Origin of the sequence: Pseudoalteromonas sp. HF66, from assembly GCF_011806445.1 — a bacterium.
Taxonomy (GTDB): domain Bacteria; phylum Pseudomonadota; class Gammaproteobacteria; order Enterobacterales; family Alteromonadaceae; genus Pseudoalteromonas; species Pseudoalteromonas apostichopi.
In genome coordinates, this window is record NZ_JAATOU010000001.1 from 32,817 (window position 1) to 50,827 (window position 18,011).

General features: G+C 39.8%; 13 protein-coding genes. 8 read left to right on the forward strand and 5 right to left on the reverse strand.

Going from position 1 to position 18,011, the window contains the following annotated elements:
- Nucleotides 1-120: 120 nt before the first annotated feature.
- Nucleotides 121-2,796, forward strand: a complete 2,676-nt coding sequence (locus HCZ11_RS00140) for a hypothetical protein (protein ID WP_167657276.1) — start codon at nucleotides 121-123, stop codon at nucleotides 2,794-2,796.
- 54 nt (nucleotides 2,797-2,850) lie between these two features.
- Here HCZ11_RS00140 and maiA read toward each other — a convergent pair whose 3' ends face one another.
- Together maiA and hmgA are read right to left on the reverse strand one after the other, a co-directional pair.
- Nucleotides 2,851-3,480, reverse strand: a complete 630-nt coding sequence (gene maiA, locus HCZ11_RS00145; protein WP_167657277.1) for a maleylacetoacetate isomerase — start codon at nucleotides 3,478-3,480, stop codon at nucleotides 2,851-2,853.
- Entirely contained in the window at nucleotides 3,480-4,784 is a 1,305-nt protein-coding gene (gene hmgA / locus HCZ11_RS00150; protein ID WP_167657278.1) for a homogentisate 1,2-dioxygenase, read from the reverse strand. Before hmgA ends, maiA begins: the two co-directional genes overlap by 1 nt.
- A gap of 103 nt (nucleotides 4,785-4,887) precedes the next feature.
- On the opposite strand from hmgA, the gene HCZ11_RS00155 reads away from it, so the two are divergent.
- The 5 genes from HCZ11_RS00155 to HCZ11_RS00175 all read left to right on the forward strand — a co-directional run bounded on the left by HCZ11_RS00155 (nucleotide 4,888) and on the right by HCZ11_RS00175 (nucleotide 9,812).
- Nucleotides 4,888-5,343, forward strand: coding sequence for a MarR family winged helix-turn-helix transcriptional regulator (locus HCZ11_RS00155; protein WP_167657279.1), 456 nt, complete (start codon nucleotides 4,888-4,890; stop codon nucleotides 5,341-5,343).
- A 95-nt stretch (nucleotides 5,344-5,438) separates the two neighbouring features.
- Nucleotides 5,439-6,251: a hypothetical protein gene (locus tag HCZ11_RS00160; RefSeq protein ID WP_062565497.1), complete on the forward strand. Its 813-nt coding sequence runs from the start codon at nucleotides 5,439-5,441 to the stop codon at nucleotides 6,249-6,251.
- On the forward strand, nucleotides 6,251-7,291 hold the full coding sequence (locus HCZ11_RS00165; RefSeq protein ID WP_167657280.1) for an extracellular solute-binding protein: 1,041 nt from the start codon (nucleotides 6,251-6,253) through the stop codon (nucleotides 7,289-7,291). Before HCZ11_RS00160 ends, HCZ11_RS00165 begins: the two co-directional genes overlap by 1 nt.
- Nucleotides 7,291-8,790 (forward strand): iron ABC transporter permease, encoded by a 1,500-nt coding sequence (locus tag HCZ11_RS00170; protein ID WP_167657281.1) that lies wholly within the window; start codon nucleotides 7,291-7,293, stop codon nucleotides 8,788-8,790. Before HCZ11_RS00165 ends, HCZ11_RS00170 begins: the two co-directional genes overlap by 1 nt.
- A gap of 11 nt (nucleotides 8,791-8,801) precedes the next feature.
- Nucleotides 8,802-9,812 (forward strand): ABC transporter ATP-binding protein, encoded by a 1,011-nt coding sequence (locus HCZ11_RS00175; RefSeq protein WP_167657282.1) that lies wholly within the window; start codon nucleotides 8,802-8,804, stop codon nucleotides 9,810-9,812.
- Between the two features lie 416 nt (nucleotides 9,813-10,228).
- Here HCZ11_RS00175 and HCZ11_RS00180 read toward each other — a convergent pair whose 3' ends face one another.
- On the reverse strand, nucleotides 10,229-13,351 hold the full coding sequence (locus tag HCZ11_RS00180; protein WP_167657283.1) for a TonB-dependent receptor: 3,123 nt from the start codon (nucleotides 13,349-13,351) through the stop codon (nucleotides 10,229-10,231).
- A 34-nt stretch (nucleotides 13,352-13,385) separates the two neighbouring features.
- Entirely contained in the window at nucleotides 13,386-14,249 is an 864-nt protein-coding gene (locus HCZ11_RS00185; protein WP_167657579.1) for a S1/P1 nuclease, read from the reverse strand.
- 219 nt (nucleotides 14,250-14,468) lie between these two features.
- On the opposite strand from HCZ11_RS00185, the gene HCZ11_RS00190 reads away from it, so the two are divergent.
- Together HCZ11_RS00190 and HCZ11_RS00195 are read left to right on the forward strand one after the other, a co-directional pair.
- The gene (locus tag HCZ11_RS00190) at nucleotides 14,469-15,368 is read left to right on the forward strand and encodes a hypothetical protein (RefSeq protein ID WP_167657284.1); all 900 of its coding nucleotides are present in this window, start codon (nucleotides 14,469-14,471) and stop codon (nucleotides 15,366-15,368) included.
- Nucleotides 15,355-16,302 carry a hypothetical protein gene (locus HCZ11_RS00195; RefSeq protein ID WP_254869041.1) on the forward strand — a complete coding sequence of 316 codons (948 nt, stop codon included), beginning with the start codon at nucleotides 15,355-15,357 and terminating at the stop codon, nucleotides 16,300-16,302. Before HCZ11_RS00190 ends, HCZ11_RS00195 begins: the two co-directional genes overlap by 14 nt.
- An 80-nt stretch (nucleotides 16,303-16,382) precedes the next feature.
- Here the strand turns inward: HCZ11_RS00195 and ushA are convergent, their stop codons facing one another.
- Nucleotides 16,383-17,990: a bifunctional UDP-sugar hydrolase/5'-nucleotidase UshA gene (gene ushA / locus HCZ11_RS00200; protein ID WP_167657285.1), complete on the reverse strand. Its 1,608-nt coding sequence runs from the start codon at nucleotides 17,988-17,990 to the stop codon at nucleotides 16,383-16,385.
- Nucleotides 17,991-18,011: the final 21 nt, after the last annotated feature.

Here is an 18,011-nt window from a genome sequence, read left to right on the forward strand (position 1 = left end):
TAAAAATCTTAACTCCTTCTTTAGTTTTCCAGTAAGTAAATTCTATTACTATCTGGAAAACTACAAATTTTTGGCTATATTAAAAATCCATTCATCTTAAATTCATATAAAGGGAGTTAAATGAAAAACTTCAAATTTAAAACAACTATTTTATGTACTAGCATCACACTTATCCTTTCTGGCTGTGGCTCTGATTCTGATGATAAAACTGAAAAGCAGGTTAGTATCGATTCTCCCCCAGTAATTGAGTTAAGTAGTGAAGCGACTGTCAAAGAGCAGGAGAGTATTGTTCTGACTGCAACCGTAAGTGATGACAATTCAGGCCTCACTTACGCGTGGACTCAAGATTCAGGACCAGCTGTTACTGTAATTGGCGAAACTACCGCATCAATTAATGTTAGTGCACCTTCACTTGATAGTAATGCTGAAGCTGTATTTACTTTAACAGTAACTGATTCTGCAGGTCAGTCGGAATCAAAATCTATAACGTTAGAGATGTTAAATAATGTAGCTCCAGTTATATCTGCTAATTTCGGTTCCGCACAAGAAAAATCTATAGCAACTTTAGCTGTAACTGCCTCAGATGATGATGGTGTCATCGAAAGTTATAATTGGGAGCAAACCGCAGGACCTGAAGTTAGCTTAGATAACAGCTCTAACGAACAAGTTTCTTTTGATGTACCAAGTGTATCAGAAGATACTGAATTGATGTTTAAAGTAACTGTTACTGACAATAATGGTGATAGTACTGAAATTGAAGAAACCTTTTTAATCTCTAGCATTGATAATAGTTATGTTTTATCAGGCTCAGTTGCTAGCGAAAAATTTGTAAACTCGACTGTCAATGCTTTATTTCAGGGACAGGCTTATCAGCAAACTACAGATTCAAATGGTGACTTCTCATTTACATTTACTGCGGATGATGATGAAACAAACTTATTCAGTAGGATAAACGCAATATCAGCGATGAATTCTAGTCTTGAATATAGTGCTTTTGTTCCAACCTTAGGTCTGAGTACGCAAGAAGAAACTCCTTCTATAAATAAAATGGATACAGTATCTAATACTGATCAAGCAAATAATGTTAGCTTAAGTGCTGTTTCTACTGCTTTAGTTGCCTTAATCACAGCAGCAAATGGTGATAATCCACCTGAAGATTTAGACAGCTTTACATTAGTTGAAAAAGGTGTTGATCCCGATGTACTGATTGAGGCTGCAGCAGTTGTAAAATACGCTTCTGAGAATGATATCCAACTTCCAGAAGGTACTGAAAATCTAATTGATTTAGTTCAAGACCCTGATGCCTATAACGAATTTATAACAGTAGTCGAACAGACTGACCCTGGCGCTATTGCAAATGAAGTTGCCAAAATTATTGCGGACCCAGAATTAACTCCTCCAGTTGATGAAACTTCCCTACCTTCATACTATGTAAGAACTTACCCTACAGCAGCAGGCTTTTTATCTAGAGGGGGCCAGCAATATACTTTTGAAGAGGATGGCACCGGTAAATACGTGCATAGCAATGGTGCATTAGACTATAACTGGTCATTAGATGATGGTGTCATTACCTTAACATATACAGGTGGTCAAGGCTTTATAAGCTACTTATCAGTTGAAGTTGGTAATGCAGGTCTAACACAGCAACAGGTTGATCAATTGATTGACTCTGGCATTTTTCAAGTTGAAGTGACCTATACACCTGAAACTACAACGTTGAAAAGAATTGTTGAAGGTCAAGCAATTGACAGTTATCGATTAAACGTAATTGAATCTGCAAAAATGACCCCGGTAGAGTTAGGTGATAATGTCATTGAAACTGAAAAATACACTACATCAGGTGAGTTTGATGTACCCATGCGTAAAGTGGCAGAAAACAGTGACCTTGCATTTAGTGAAGTTGATATAGCTGGTACATGGGCCATTCAACATTACAATAATGAAAGCTTGAACTTTATTCTTGACCCATATGTCCTTGCGCAGGATAAAACTGGTACATTGCAGGATTCAACAGAAGTAATAGAATGGGATCTGGTTGAAGGTGTTTTAAAAGTAACATTTGCAGATAATAGCTATCAAACAAGCACAATCATCGATCAATTAAATGGTGATCTACAACTATTGAATATTGCTTATAGTGCTGCTGGTGAAATTGAAGCAACAGAAGTAATGTACGGATTCAAAGTTGATACAGATGCTGCTGCATTAGTCGATGTTAAAAATGAGCCATCTACATTTTGGCAGGGTATGGTGAACCAATGGACTAAAGATAATTGGACTGATGGTAAGCTTGAGTTTTACTATGCAGGTGAAGTTAATAATGGATTGAATCTATTTGGCTTTCAACTGACAGAGTCTGATAGTCGTAGGATCAATTATTTAGAAGGTACGCAGGAAGACTACACATTACAGGGAGTAAATGTTGGTTGGATGCAGGAAATGAGGGATGTAACAATCAACTACTTTGGAAACTTTTCATGTAGTGATGATCTTTCAAAACCATGTAGAACAAGGGAATGGGAGATATTGAAGTCTCAGCCTGGTGTTGCGGGTGAGCGTTTATACGTTAAAGAAAGAGACTATTACCTATTGGATGAAAATGGTTGGTACAATAGCCAAGGTGAGCAGTGGGAGATTATTGCTCCAAGAATTAACATATACGAAAATATTCCTGAAAACTACTGGATGAATGAAATGGTTAACGGAATTACACCTTCAACTAATCTCAGTAACACAGGCACTAAATTAGGATATAAAGTTTTAAGTCCTAATGATAAACATTCAAGTAAGTATTGATCACTTTAAAAAGGCCCGAAGTGTTCGGGCCTTTTTCATGAATAATTGAAAAGCTTAAATTGCATCCGGCTGATTTTGTGGTGCAGCATCAATAAATGCATCAAGCTTATTACATTGCTCATAAACTGCGGCAATTTTAGGGTACTTACTCATATCAACCTTAAAGCGCAGAGCATTAAATACTTGCGGCACTAAGCACACATCAGCAAGCGTTGGTTTGTTGCCCACACAAAAGGTGTTCGCTTCATTGAGAAGTTTTTCGATACTCTCAAAACCAACTTCTACCCAATGTTTATACCAGGTGGTTTTTGCCTCTTCGTCAACACCAAGATCGTTAGCTAAGTACTTTAATACGCGCAAATTATCGATAGGGTGGATATCACATGCTACGGCATAACATAAATTGCGTATTTGAGCTTTTTGCCAAGCATCTCCAGTTAAAAGAGGTGTTTCAGGGTGGGCTTCTTCAAGCCATTCTAAAATAGCCAGTGATTGCGCAAGTACACCTTGTTCAGTTTCAAGTGCTGGCAATAATCCTTGAGGGTTTTTTGCTAGATACTCGTCGCTTTGCTGCTCTGATTTTAATAAATTTACAGTCACCAACTCGTGATCAATATTCTTTAAATTAAGAGCAATGCGTACTCGGTATGCAGCTGATGAACGAAAATAGCTATAAAGTTTCATTATGCGTCCTGTTTACCAGTGAAATATTTTTTAATCGTGCGCCAACAGTCTGTGTAGTTAGGCTGACGCTCTTTGCCTTCAAGGGCATATTTAGTTGGTGAAATAACGTAACGCGATTCGAACATAAATGCCAAGGTGTTTTCGTAACGTTGTGGTTCAAGCTCAGCATTTGATGCCTTTTCAAACACATCGGCTTCAGGACCATGTGGCGACATGCAATTATGTAAGCTAGAACCGCCTGGTACAAAGCCATGCTCTTTAGCATCGTAAACGCCTTCAATTAAGCCCATAAATTCACTCATAATATTACGGTGGTAATAAGGTGGGCGGAATGTGTTTTCAGCCACCATCCAACGCGGAGGGAAGATAGCAAAGTCGATATTAGCAACCCCTTCTGTTCCCGATGGTGATGTTAATACGGTGAAGATTGATGGATCAGGGTGATCGTAACTTACAGTATTCATTACATTGAATCTTGCAAGGTCATACTTATAAGGGGCGCTATTACCTGTCCAAGCTACGACATCTAAAGGAGAGTGACCAATATCACAGCGAAACATATTGCCGTTGAATTTAGCAACCAGTTCGAAATCACCTTCAATATCTTCATAAGCTGCTACAGGGTAGTGGAAGTCACGATCATTTGCATAACCGTTTGCACCTACAGGGCCGCGCTCAGGTAAAATATAAGCATGTCCGTAGTTTTCGCAAATATAGCCACGGGCTGTATCAGTAAGCAAATCAACAGCAAATTTAATCCCTCGAGGAATAACAGCAATTTCACCAGCACGAACGGTTAGTTTTCCGCACTCTGTTCTTAGTAACAGTTCACCTTGTTGCGGTACAAACAGCATTTCACCATCAGCATTATAAAAGTAACGGTTTTGCATTGATTTATTAGCGACATAGATATGAATACCAATACCTGTTTGTGCATTGGCACTGCCGTTGGCAGCCATAGTAACTAAACCATCAATAAAATCAGTTGGCTCTGCTGGAATTTCAATTGGATCCCAACGTAGCATTGTCGGTGGTGTTGGCACTTCTGTTATAGGTGCTGTACGAATAAGGCCATTGTCGATTGGCGTGTAATCACCTTGTACTACTGATGGGCGAATGCGGTAAAACCAAGTACGTCGGTTATCTGCACGAGGCGCTGTAAATGCCGTTGTGCTGAACTGCTCTGCATATAAATCGTATTTTACTTTTTGTGGGCTGAATTGACCGATAGGTAATGCACCGGGTAATGCTTCGGTTTCAAATTCATTACCAAAGCCTGTCATATATTGTAATTCGTTATTCATCACTAGACTCCTGAAAGGTTTTAGGTAAGATACTCTCATGTGAGACTAAATTCAAACCGCACTGAATTTGCTTGTGTAAATATTTTTTGACAGTAGTGTAACCATGACAATAGATAAACAGCCAACGCTCGATTTACAGCAATTCTTACCTTACTCATTAACCAATATTGCAATGCAGATGAGTGAGCAATTTAGTGAGCTATATCAAAAGCAGTTTGATTTAACCGTGCCACAATGGCGAGTAGTCGCGAATCTTGCTCAATACGGTGAATGCACTGCTAAACAGTTGTGTGATATGGCACAAATGGATAAATCAACGGTGTCCCGTGCAGTAAAGTCGTTATTAACAAGAAACCTTATTGCAGCAAAAGCGAACCCAACAGATAAACGCGCAAACCTGTTATCGTTATCAGAGGCAGGAGTAGGTTTGCATAAACAAATTGTTCCACTAGCAAATGAGTGGCAATCAAGTTTAGTCAGTGGCTTAGATAGCCAAGAAATTAAACAATTTATGAACACTCTTAGTAAGCTTTCCAGTCACTTAAATAAAAATGTGTAAATCTGTAATCAAGGCTTTATAGCAATTGATTTAGACAATCGATACGTATATGATAATGGCTATCATTTACAATTAGAAACTTGGATGTCCCCCCTATGAAATTAGCGTTAAACACCGTTAAAACACTAGGTCTTAGCCTAGTATTAGCATCTACTTTTATTGCCCAACCTGTATTGGCAAATGGTCCAATTGGTGAGCACGTTAATCATCTAAAAGAAAATTTAAAAGATTACTCAGAAGACGTTGAGTGGATGATCGGTAAAGTTGACACCATGGTTACCGATTATGAAACAAAAGGCGCAAAAGCGGTTAAAAGCGATGATTTAATTGAATACTGGGAGTCAGTTAAGTTTCACAGTGCAATTGAAACTAATTATGTGCCGGTTTATGCATCAATCTGGCAAGGTATTTATGGTATCAAAATGGCCATTGATGACAAAAAGCCAGCAAGCGAAGTTCGTGAGCACCAAAAGGCCTTAAATGCTGCCTTGTGGCAGGGTCTTGGAGCTGTTAAACTTGCTGCCGATTTTCAGCAAAAAGGCTTATTAAAAGCTGTAAAAGCAACTGCTTCTGAGACAATGACGCAAAGCGCTACTATCGATGAGATTAAACACAAATTAGATCGTGTTGTTGCAAAATATGCAGAACGTTTAAGCGATGAAGCAACACAAATCGTACACGATACTTACCTTCATTTATTCGAAGGTGTTGAAGGTACACTTATTGAAAAAGATGCGAAGTTAGTAGAAGTTCTCGAAAAAGATTTTAATGTAACCCTGCCAAAAGCTATTTCTGATAAAGGGTCTGTTGACCAAGTACGTGCAGTGGTTGTTGATATGCAAGAAAAACTAGATCGCGCTAAGGTGTTACTAGAAGAAGCCGAAAAAGCACGTAAGGATGTATTTTAGTGAAGCGTAGGACCTTTATTCAAGGCCTGGCTGCGTTTGGGGTAGTGGGCGCAATGCCACTACCTCTTTCTCGTGCCTTTGCAGCCTCTGCTGCAAGCCCAATTTCAGTGAAAGACTTACCAGCCCTTGAGGGTGACCTAACATTATATTTAGGCCGTGGTGAAGGTGGTTTGTACGAAAACGTACTGCAATCAATTCAAAAGAAAAACCCAAAACTTAACTTATCTATTCGACGAGGGCCAACTGCTGCATTAGCCAACATGATTGTGGCTGAAGCGAAAGCAGGTGTAAAACGTGCTGATTTATTTTGGGCGGTTGACTCAGGTGCTATTGGCTTAGTAACAGACGCGGGTCTAGCTAAACCTTTACCATCTGACTTAGTAGCGCAGTTACAGCCGCAGTTTCGTTATCCTGGCTGGGCACCAGTGACAGGCCGTATTCGTACATTGCCTTATAACACTAAGCGTCTAAGCAAAGAGCAGATCCCAGATAGTATAATGGCAATTGCTGACAGTGATTTATCAATTGGTTGGGCACCTGCTTATGCATCTTTCCAATCATTCGTGACGGCAATGCGCATACTTGAGGGGGATGATAAAACAGCTAAATGGCTTAAAAAAGTTCAAAAACGCTCTAAAAATTATGCTGGTGAACTCGGTGTCGTCATGGCTGTTGAACGTGGCGAAGTGGATATTGGTTTTGCTAACCATTATTACACATTACGCCTTAAGGCAGGTAAACCGGATGCTAACCTTGATCTTGCTTTTACAAATCAAGATGCAGGTTGTTTAGTTAATGCATCGGGTGTCTTATCGCTGACAGATAATCCTAATGCAATGAATTTTATGCGTTACTTACTAAGTTCAGAAGTACAAAGTTACTTAGCTCGTGAAGCATATGAAATCCCATTGATCCAAGGTATTGACCAGCCAGCTGGGCTACCTGCGTTAACTGATATTTCACCTCCGAAAATCGATTTAACTCAATTGGCAGATTTAAGGCCAACTCTCGACCTTATGCGCAGTAGCGGTGTTTTATAATGCGCATACCTGCTTCTTATCCCATGGCGCTGCTTGCAGCGCTTTTGGCATTAGTGCCAGTATATATTTTAATCACTTTAGCCAGTGATGCGACTGCTGTTTTTGATAGTCATAATTTAAAAATTCTTGGTAACACCTTATCACTTATGGTGTTAACGGTAATAGGCTCTATTTTAATTGGCGTGCCTCTGGCGTTTATTAGTGCTTATGTTCAACTTCCATTTAAAAAGCTTTGGCTTGTTCTATTTGCAGCTCCGCTTGCAATCCCAAGCTATATTGGTGCGTTTACTTTGTATGCTGCATTTGGTCCCGGCGGTGAGATAAATCAGCTGTTGGGCTTTAAAACGCCCCCTATGTATGGGTTAACTGGTGCTGCCATTGTAATGACGCTATATACATTTCCGTTTGTAATGCTTACAACGCGTTCGTCTTTACTGAGCCTTGATGCGAGCATGGTTAATGCCGCGCGTACATTAGGTATGTCGATGCCGATGAGTGTATTTAAAGTAATACTGCCACGCGTAATAAATGGGATAGCTGCGGGTTCATTATTGGTTGCACTTTATACTTTATCAGATTTTGGTACACCAGCTATGATGCGTTTAGATACCTTTACTCGTGTAATCTATGTTGAATATAACGCATTCGGTTTAAGCCGCGCAGCTATGTTGTCGCTACAATTAATGGTGATAGTTGGCTTTTTACTGTTCATTGAGTCACAAATTAAAACAGCATCTGAGCGCCACGGCAGACCGCTGATGTTATTCCCATCTAACGGTCAAAAATTAGCAATGCTGGTGACTTTTTTGCCTGTTTTGTTACTTGCGATTTGTTTGCCGTTAGCCATTTTTACCCTTTGGCTTGCCCGTGATGGTGTTGCTGATTTTGATTTTAGCATAGCTTGGAATTCGGCTTATGCGTCTGGTATTGCAGCTACTGTGGCTGTTGTTGTTGCAGTACCTGTAGCCCATGCTGCATTAAGCGGCAAAGTAGGGCGTATTATGGAACGGGTAACTTATTTTGGTTTTGGTATTCCTGGTATCGTGATGGGTACTGCTCTTGTGTATGGTGGCCTGCAATTGCCGCTTCTATACCAAACTCTAGCATTATTAGTGATTGCCTACGTATTGCGTTTTTTACCGCTGGCGGTTGGTTCTGTGCGTACCAGTACTGAACATTTAGATTCCAGCTTAATCAAATCAGCACGCGTTCTGGGGGCAAGCCCTCGCGAAGCATTTATGCGTATTACCTTGCCTTTAACAATGCGCGGTATCATTGCCGGTGCCGCCTTGGTATTTTTAGAATCAATGCGAGAACTTGAAGCTACGTTGTTACTTGGTCCTACAGGGTTCGAAACCCTATCAACCTATTTATGGCGTGTTTATGAAGCCGGTTACTTTGGGCGTGCTGCAATACCTGGCTTATTGTTGGTAGTGATATCAGCATGTGGCTTAGCTATAATGCTCTCAGGTGAAAAACGCAGTCAATTAGAACATTAAGGATCAGTTTAATGCTATCAGTTAGTAAGCTGTCTATCGATTATGGTAGCAATCGTGTGGTAAGTGAACTTAACTTATCACTTGGGGAAAGTGAGATCCTCATGCTAGTTGGTCCAACTGGCTGTGGTAAAAGTACAATTTTACAAGCGTTAGCTGGGCTAATTCCCATTAGCGAAGGTGAAATTAATTTAGGCTCATGGCGAGCAACGCCAAAGTTAAAAGTACCACCTGAAAAGCGAAAAGTAGGTATGGTATTTCAAGACTTTGCGCTATTTCCGCACTTAACGGTACAGCAAAATATTTGTTTTAGATTGACTGATACCTCAAAAGCAGATCATTGGATTAAGCTACTGGGTCTTGAAGCTTTTCGAAATAAAAAGCCAGCTACATTATCAGGCGGTCAAAAACAGCGCGTAGCGCTTGCTCGTACGCTTGCCCATGATCCTGAGTTTGTATTACTAGATGAACCCTTATCTAACCTTGATGCAGCTTTAAAAGATACCCTTCGTTGGGATATCCGTAATGCATTAAAAGATGCTGGTGTACCTGCAATTTGGGTAACCCACGACCAAGAAGAAGCTTTATCTGTTGGTGACCGTGTCGGCGTGCTTAAAGAAGGTATTATTCAGCAAATCGATACCCCTGAACGCTGTTTTAGCTTACCAAGCAATCGCTTTGTTGCGCGTTTTTTAGGTGAAGCAAGTTTCATTGCCGGCAATTGTGAAGGTAATATTGCCACTACTGATTTAGGTAATGCACCAGCTATTAGGGTTGATCACGATACTGCGAAGGTTGATGTATTACTTCGCCCTGATGATGTTCACCTTATTCAAAATGCAACTACTAGCAATGGAAAAGTGACATGGGTGCGTTATGAAGGTGGCAGCCGTTTATGCGCGGTTAAATTAGCGTGTGATACTGTGGTGACAAGCCGAGTAAGCCATGAAGTTATGGTACGCCCAGGTGATGCAGTACATGTATCTATTAACACAACACATCCACTTGCGGTTTTCGCAGCTTAAATAAAAATATCTGTGCAGGTCTAAATGGCCTGCATTTTTTAGAAAGCTTTCAGCCATCAGCTGTCAGCCATCAGACGCGAGTAAAATCTGCTACCTAGCAACTTGCTAACTTTCCTCTTAAAGCTTTACTCTCGTAACTCTTATCTCGTATCTCGTTACTACAACCATTCCCGGCTAAAGCCCGTCCTACGGAAATTTTATGAGGTATTAGGCTCTAGTTTTTGGTACTTGGTTTCAGATACAAGGACGCGATGTAAAATCGCTGCTACCTTGCAACTTTCTAACTTTACTCTTGTTCCTTGTTAACTTTCCCCTAGTAGCTTTACTCTCGTAACTTGTAATAGCTAACTTTCTCAAAACGTAAAAAGCCCGCCAGTAGGGGCGGGCTTTTGCTTTATAACAAGGTTAACTCGTTATTAGAATGTGTAACGTACACCTACACGCATTTCCCAAACTGATGCGCTGCTTTGAGTTGCAGTTTTACCATTGTTAGGGTTAAAGTCTGAGTATACGTAGCGACCTTGGTCGTCAAGGTCTACAGTCACCATGCTGTTACCAACAAAACTACCTTTCTTAAGTACGCCCCAGTCATCGTTTAGCATGTTTGTTAAATTATCGATAACGAAGAATACTTCACCTTTGTGACCAGGCATGAAACCAGGTAACTCTTGAGTCATCTTGAAGTTAACTTTAGTGAACCAATCAGCATTTTGACGATTACGACCAGAGATTTCACCGCGTTCAAGGCCTTGAGCAGAGATCCACTCGTTGAACTCAGTTACTTCTTCAGGAGTCATGTTGTAAACAACGTTAGAGTCATCAACTTCAGGGATATACATTAGCTGACGGCTACGGTTTGAGTTGCTATCACCCCAAACACCGTCAGAACTATCAAATGTGTAGCTGTAAGGTAGACCTTTGTACGTTTCGCTGAATAGGTTGAAACGTGTGTTGTAACCATCGAACAGCTCAGTTGTGTAACCTAATGTCATAGTAAAACGATGTGGGATCTCGTAATCAGATGTGTGCGCACCTGGGTTAGTCGGATCGTATGTCGCTAAGTTACCGTAGTTTGAGCTCGCTACAGAGCTAGTCATAGGGTTAACATCAGTTGAATCAGTGTAAGCGTAAGCTAGTTGTACGCTAATGCCGTTATCAAAGCGTTTGCTCATTGCAGCAGAGATAACATGAGACTCACCGCTATCGCCACTTACGTTTGTAAGTAGTAAATCACCGTAACGACCTTCTTCTTTTTCTTCAAGAATCGGACGACCATCAAACGTTGTTTCACCAGAATCTTGTAACGCGATGTCTTCTAGGAAAGCAGCATCTTTACGTTTAGTGAATAAGTAATCAAGTGAGAATACATACTCATCTTCAGTTGTGTATGTTGCACCTACTGAGTATTTCCACTCTGATGGCATTTCGAAGTCTGGGTCAACAGCGTTTACAGATGAATCACCTGAACCAATAACTGTGTTTGCAACTTGATCGTACAAGCTTTGTGGTACTTCGTAACCTGGCGTGCCGCCGTTTACGTTTGGCGTAGCGAATAGGTCAACACCACCTCTGATTGATGTACCAATGTTAGTGATACCATCATTCGAGTATGAGTTAGATAACCAAACGTTCGGGTTACCACCAGAGAATAGGCCAACACCTGCGCGAACTTCTAATGCATCCGTTGCATACCACTCAAAACCAACACGTGGTTGAATTAAGTCAATGCCGTCGAATGTTGCTTGGTTACTGAAACCGTAGCGGTTAGTAAAGTTTTCATTGTAGTTAGGTTTGTCGTCACTTGTGTATTTGTCGTAACGAAGACCAAACGTTAATGTTGCATCTAAATCTGTGAAGCTGTACTCATCTTGCACATATAAAGTGTGTTGTGCATAAGAGAAGTTAGCCGCAGCATCTGTTGGATCGTTAGTACCAGCCGCATTGTTGTAATAAACACGATCTGCAAAACCAGCTTCAAAATCATCTACAGATTTAAAGCGCCACTCACCTTGAGTGTGCTGAACGAATTGGTTGAATACGTCTAACTCTTCAAACTCATAGCCAGCAGTAATCGTGTGTTGATCAAGGTAGTATGTACCCGCAATTTTTGCTGTCACTGTTTCGTAGCTAAGAGCATTTGATTGACGAGAGTCATCTGGACCAATGTAGATAGTACCGCCATCTTCTGTGCGGATTTGCATTTCACCAAAGCTACTTGCTGCATCTAAAGAGCGAACTGTCTGGTCTAATTCTGATTTACCTAGACGAACCTCAGTTGAAAATTCATCAGACCAATCTGAGTAAAGTGAACCAATGATTGATGTAAACTCAGCACTTTGCTTGAAGAAGTGATTATCTAAAGTAACAGTGTTGCTGTAAGCATCTGACTGAGACAGTGTAAAACCATCGTTATAGTTATAGATTAAGTTAGCACGGTGATCATCGTTGATGTTCCAGTCAAGTTTAACTAAGATTTTTTCATCTTCAACTGGTGCGCTTGATGGCATACCACCAGCATCATAACCATAAACGTCTTGAGCGATTTGTTGTACACGAGCAACGTCAGTAGCTGTAACACTACCTGTGTCTAGGCCGCCGTAGTTGTATTGTTTTACACCTTCCAGTTTTTCGTAAGATGTGAATAAGAAAAGGTTATCTTTGATTAGTGGTAAACCAACGTTGAAGCCGTAACGTTTTTCAGTGTAATTACCGTTATCGTAGTCTTCACCTTCGATTTTGTCGCCTTTCATTGAATCATTTGTATAATCGAAGAACATACCACCGTGTACTTCGTTACCACCAGATTTAGTAACAGCGTTGATGTTACATGATGTGAAACCACCGTATTGAACATCAAAAGGTGCAAGCTCAACGGCAACCTGCTCGATTGAATCGAAAGAGAAAGGAGCGCGGATTGTCGGGTAACCGTTTGAGCTTAGACCGAAGTTATCGTTCATACGAACGCCGTCTAGCGTTAAGCTGTTAAAGCGTGGGTTACCACCACCACAGTTGATAGAACCACGGCTATCATCGATTGTTACACGTGGGTCGATACGAACGATATCTTTTAAGTCACGGTTGATAGCTGGTTGGTTTTCTAAATCTTCAAGTGTGAACGTTGCAGCTGGACCTGTACCACCAGACATACGGCTGATAGGACGACCTGTAACTACGATTTGTTCTACATCAGATTGTCTCTCTAACGTAACATTAACTGGGTAGTCAGCACCCACTTGTAGGTTGATGTTGTTGAATGTTTGATCTGCGAAAACGTCAGAATCTACAACAACGCGGTAAGGACCACCTACACGTAGGCCTTTTGCTGTGAAGTAACCCGCATCGTTCGTTTCAGTTTCTTTAGTTGAACCTGAAGGTAAGTGAACGATTGTAATCTTAGTGCCTGCAGCAGGGTTGCCGCTAGGACCTTTGATTTGACCCTTGATAGCAGATGTTGTTTCATTTGCTAACGCTGCACCACTCACACCAACACATGCTGCAATAGCAAGTGATAGAGCTGTTTTGCGGAGTTGGATTTTCATTATGTTATTTCCCGTGTTAGAGGTTATGTTTCATTTATAGTTTGCTGTCAGTTGGCATCTTGAGCGCCTTTACTAACGGTTTTGCCGATTTATCAAATAAATTATTTAATAAACCAGCTAATCTTATGCCACCTTGTTGTAGGCGAGTTTTAACAATCGGTAAGTTTTTATAGATATAACTATAACTTACGTTTGTTTCATTTTCATTATACAGAGAGTTTGCAATATTATTTGATTCGATTAACCAATCGCTAGGTGAACTGGCAAGGTAGTCCGTTATTAACGCTTGATTTGTTGTATTTATAAATTGCGCAAACTCAGTATAGGACAAATTTTCATTCTCGATGAGTTTTGAGTCCCATAAACTATGCAAATTGGTATCTTGCCCGAAGAATGTTACAGAAATATTGTTGCCACCACGATCTTCAGCGCGACCTGCGTGAAAAGGTTGGTGGCTGTCACCAACTAGGTGAACCAAAAAGCGCAGTGCAAATTGCTTTTCAGCTAATGAAGCTTTTTGATTTTTTAATACAGAAATTGAATATTCCATGCCTTCTAGGATATCTGACACGGTTTCTTTATTGTGATGAGAGTGTGAGTCGTAATGAGGTTTGGCATCGCCTTCTTTGAAATTAATGTAATGCCAGCGCGAGGATTTCTTTTGCCAAAAACTCTCTGGAGCAGATCGCATTTCATCAGCCCAAGTCGCAATTTGAGGTAATGATTCACCATCAAGTAATGGAACTAATGCTTGTTTAGTCGTATCAGTAATATGCTTAGATGCAATTTCACCAACAATACGGTGACCATTCTGACCCCATGCATTAACTGGGGTACTTAACACTGCTGAAATAACAGGTGTCGATAACAGCAACATTTTTATTGTTTTTTGTAACATTGACTCAGTGTCCAAAAATGAATGTGCCATGAAGCACGATTTCTTGGTGAGTATTTTCCTGAATTTAAAAGCAAATAGAAAGGACTCAATAAGATTCATAATTTCTTGTTCATATATCTTATATTTCAATGGGTTAATTTATTCAAGTAAAGTTACCTATTGCAATGAGTAAGAATAATTGTTCAAATAGAGACAACGGAGCGTTGTTGGCTATTAAAATTGAATTTAAGAACAATACTAATAAAAAAATCGTCGATTGTTACATTTTTGTTTCTATCATTGATTTTGTTTTTTTATATTGGAATTTTGCAGGGTAAACCAGCTGTTTCTGATATCAATGCATTTATTGAAACGTCTTTCCAATGTGATACCAAATCAGATGTTAATCTAAATGAGCTAGTTGTGTACTCATCTGGCAAAGTGCTGGCTGAGGACGTCGCTAAAACCTTATGTTCTGACGACACTATCAGTAAACAATATGGTAAGGTAACATCTTATTGGGGCTATAAAACCTCAGACACTATTGAGTTTTTAGGTAAAGGGATCGCTGATCTGATCCTTGCTAAAGAAAACTTAATTAACGCCTTTATGGCCGAGTCAACCTATAACTACCAAGCTGTTGTAGGGTTTCCTGATTACACAGCGTATTTAATTTCTAGTAAAGAAAAGCCAAGAATTGAAAAAAGTTACTTTTTAGATAAACGCATAGGTTTGCTTGACTATCCAACCAGCCGTTCAGGCCACATTTTGCCCAAACAATTATTTAAAAAACTGGATATAAACTTAGAAAACCTAAATATTAATTATGCTAGTTCGCATACGGAATTAAGAGAATTGCTTGCCAGTGGTAAAGTCGATTTAATTTCTTCTTATTGGCAAGACAGCGATCAACAACGCTTTTCTAAAAATTACATCACACCAATACGCGATAATATAAGCGGAAGTCGTTGGTATTTAAAAATGCAAGACGAGAACACGGATCTTTTATGTGCAGTTCAAGCACGCCTTACACAGTTGGCTCACAATCAGAATTCTCATTATTTTAATCATGTAGAGTCATTTTGGAGCTGTGATTCACAGCAGACAGCTAAACTAGGGGATAGCAATGCTACCAACTAGAATTAAACTTGCATATAGCGCAGTGTTTCTTACCTGTTGCATGGTATTTTTTGCTACTTTTATTGCTGCAAAAACCTACCAGACAACAAGTAATGATGAATTGACCCTAGCTAAAGTTGAAAACCGTATTGCTCTTGACTTGAACCATTTAAATTTACCTGATGATTTTTTAAAGCATTCAGGTAGTAAAGATATGGTACTTAATTATATAGCACGACTTAATGCACAGCTGACAGACTCAGGAATGATGGTCTATTCGATCGAGGGTATAACGGATTATCCTGCGCGTGCTAACTTAATTACCAAGCAATTACATGCCCCACAAAAAACCTTATCGGTTAGCTTTGTTGTGACATCCTCTTTATTTTCTAAAAACGATATCGCAGTATTAATTCTTGTATGTTTAATTTCAGCGGCTTTAACTTACTTATTATTTATTAGTGAGCGTACTAAGATTCAAATAGCAAAACATGAACCGGAAATTGAGCTTCAAGCTGAAGAAAAGCCAAGATTAATAGTCGATCTGCAAAATAAAACCTTGGCAGCAAGTTGTGCTATTGATAAAACCGTTGCACTTGCTAATAAACCACTGTGCTTCTATCTAGCTTTGGTTGAGTTTTGTATAGAGCACCCGGATGTAGTGCTCAATCAGAATAAAGATGTTCCAGAAGAATTACTGACGCTTGCTAACAAGTATTTTTACCGGTTAGTCGAACTTGGGCATACTATTAGAAAGAGACCAAACTTTACTAACAGTTTAGAAAAAACCTTAAGTGAAATTCGAGCAGCCCTTGATGAAGTTTGGCAAGATCAGCTTGAGATAAAAGAAACCTATTATCCGCCAAAAGCCCATGGTGAAGGTTCGCGTTCTCGGTTACATCATTATGGATTGAAAACAATTGAGATTGCGGACATCGAGGTCATAGGTAAGTAATTTAATCTTATTGTTAACTAAAAAGGGAAGTCACTGACTTCCCTTTTAACATAGAGATATTATTTACAAGACGTTTATTGTTACTTAGGCGCGTAATCAGCCGCTTTAACAGGACTATTTTGTTCAAAGAAACGTTTTAGTGCCTGTGCATCCGTATCATCAGTGCTAACAAAGCCTTCTTTATTTGTAAGAGTAGGGTAGCCATCACCGCCCGAGGCATTATAGCTGTTAATACTCATACGATATGTTTTTGCCATATCAAGCGGTTTGCCGGCAATTTTAACATTAGATAATGTGTCGTCATCGCGCTTAAAGCTTAATTTATAGTATTGTAAGTAGGCACCAGAATCAGGTGGGAAAGAAGTGACAACCGACAAGTAATCGAATAACTCTTGGCCTGTCATATCAATATAAGTGATACGGTTTTTAAAAGGATGTACTTTTAAAATATCTTTATAACTGACATCGCCTGCTTGAATACTATCGCGAATACCGCCGCCGCTGATCAAGCCAAAGTCAGCTCCGACAGATTGCATTTGTGCTGCAATAATTACGCGAGCTAAGTTTACTTGCTCGTAGCGTACTTTGTTACGATCACCTTCTAGTTTTGCATCAACAGAACCTATCTTACCTGCAATTTGAGCTGCGCCTTTTTTCTGATAAACTGCGAGTACATCTTGTAATCCTTTGTTAGGTTCGATGTAATCAGCAGCAAGCTTTTTATTACCATTTTCATCATCGATATAAAGATTTACTGGGATCAGTTCGTAATTAAGCAGTGTTAATTCATCATTTTCTAATTTAAACTCGGCTTTACCAACATATTTACCCCATTCATGAGCTTGCATGATCCAAGTACCATTTTGTTGATCTGGCTTACAAGCTTTCCCTGGCATGAAGCTCTCGTCTGCCACATTGGCCTCTTTCATACAAACAGGCTCTTGTGAATGGCCGCCAACAATAATATCAAGCATGCCTTCGGGTAAGTTACGGGCCATTGTTACATCACCCGGCGCATTAATACCAAAGTTTGCATCAACATAGTGACCCATGTGTGTCACTGCAATCGTAATATCAGGGTTATATTTAGCTTTGATTTTAGGAACTAGATTGGCTGTTACTGTCACAGGTCCTTTAAAGTCAAGGCTACCAATATATTGCGGGTTACCGATTTTAGCTGTATCTGTTGTTGTTAAGCCGATGACTGCTATTTTAAGACCGTTTTTCTCAAAGATTTCGTAAGCTTGGTAGCGTGGCTCACCTGTTTTCTTATCAATAATGTTGGCAGATAAAAATGGAAAGTTTGACCACTGTTGCTGTTGTTCAAGTACAGTTAATGGATTATCAAACTCATGATTACCAATTGCCATGGCATCATAACCTATTAAAGACATACCCTTAAAATCTGGCTCTGCGTGTTGTAAGTCAGACTCTGGAATGCCTGTGTTGATATCGCCTCCAGAAAGAAGTAATACGGCATGTCCTTGTGCTTTAGCATTGGCTCTTAGTCGATCGATCAACGTTTTACGAGCTGCCATGCCGTACTCGCCTTGTTCATTGTGCCAAAAGCGACCATGGTTATCATTCGTATGAAGCAGAGTTAAATATTGTACTGAATTTGTATTGTTAGAGGATGAGCTACACGCGGTTAAGGTAACCAGTAGCGATATTAGTAAAAAAAAGCGCATAATTGTTTGCCTGATTAAAGC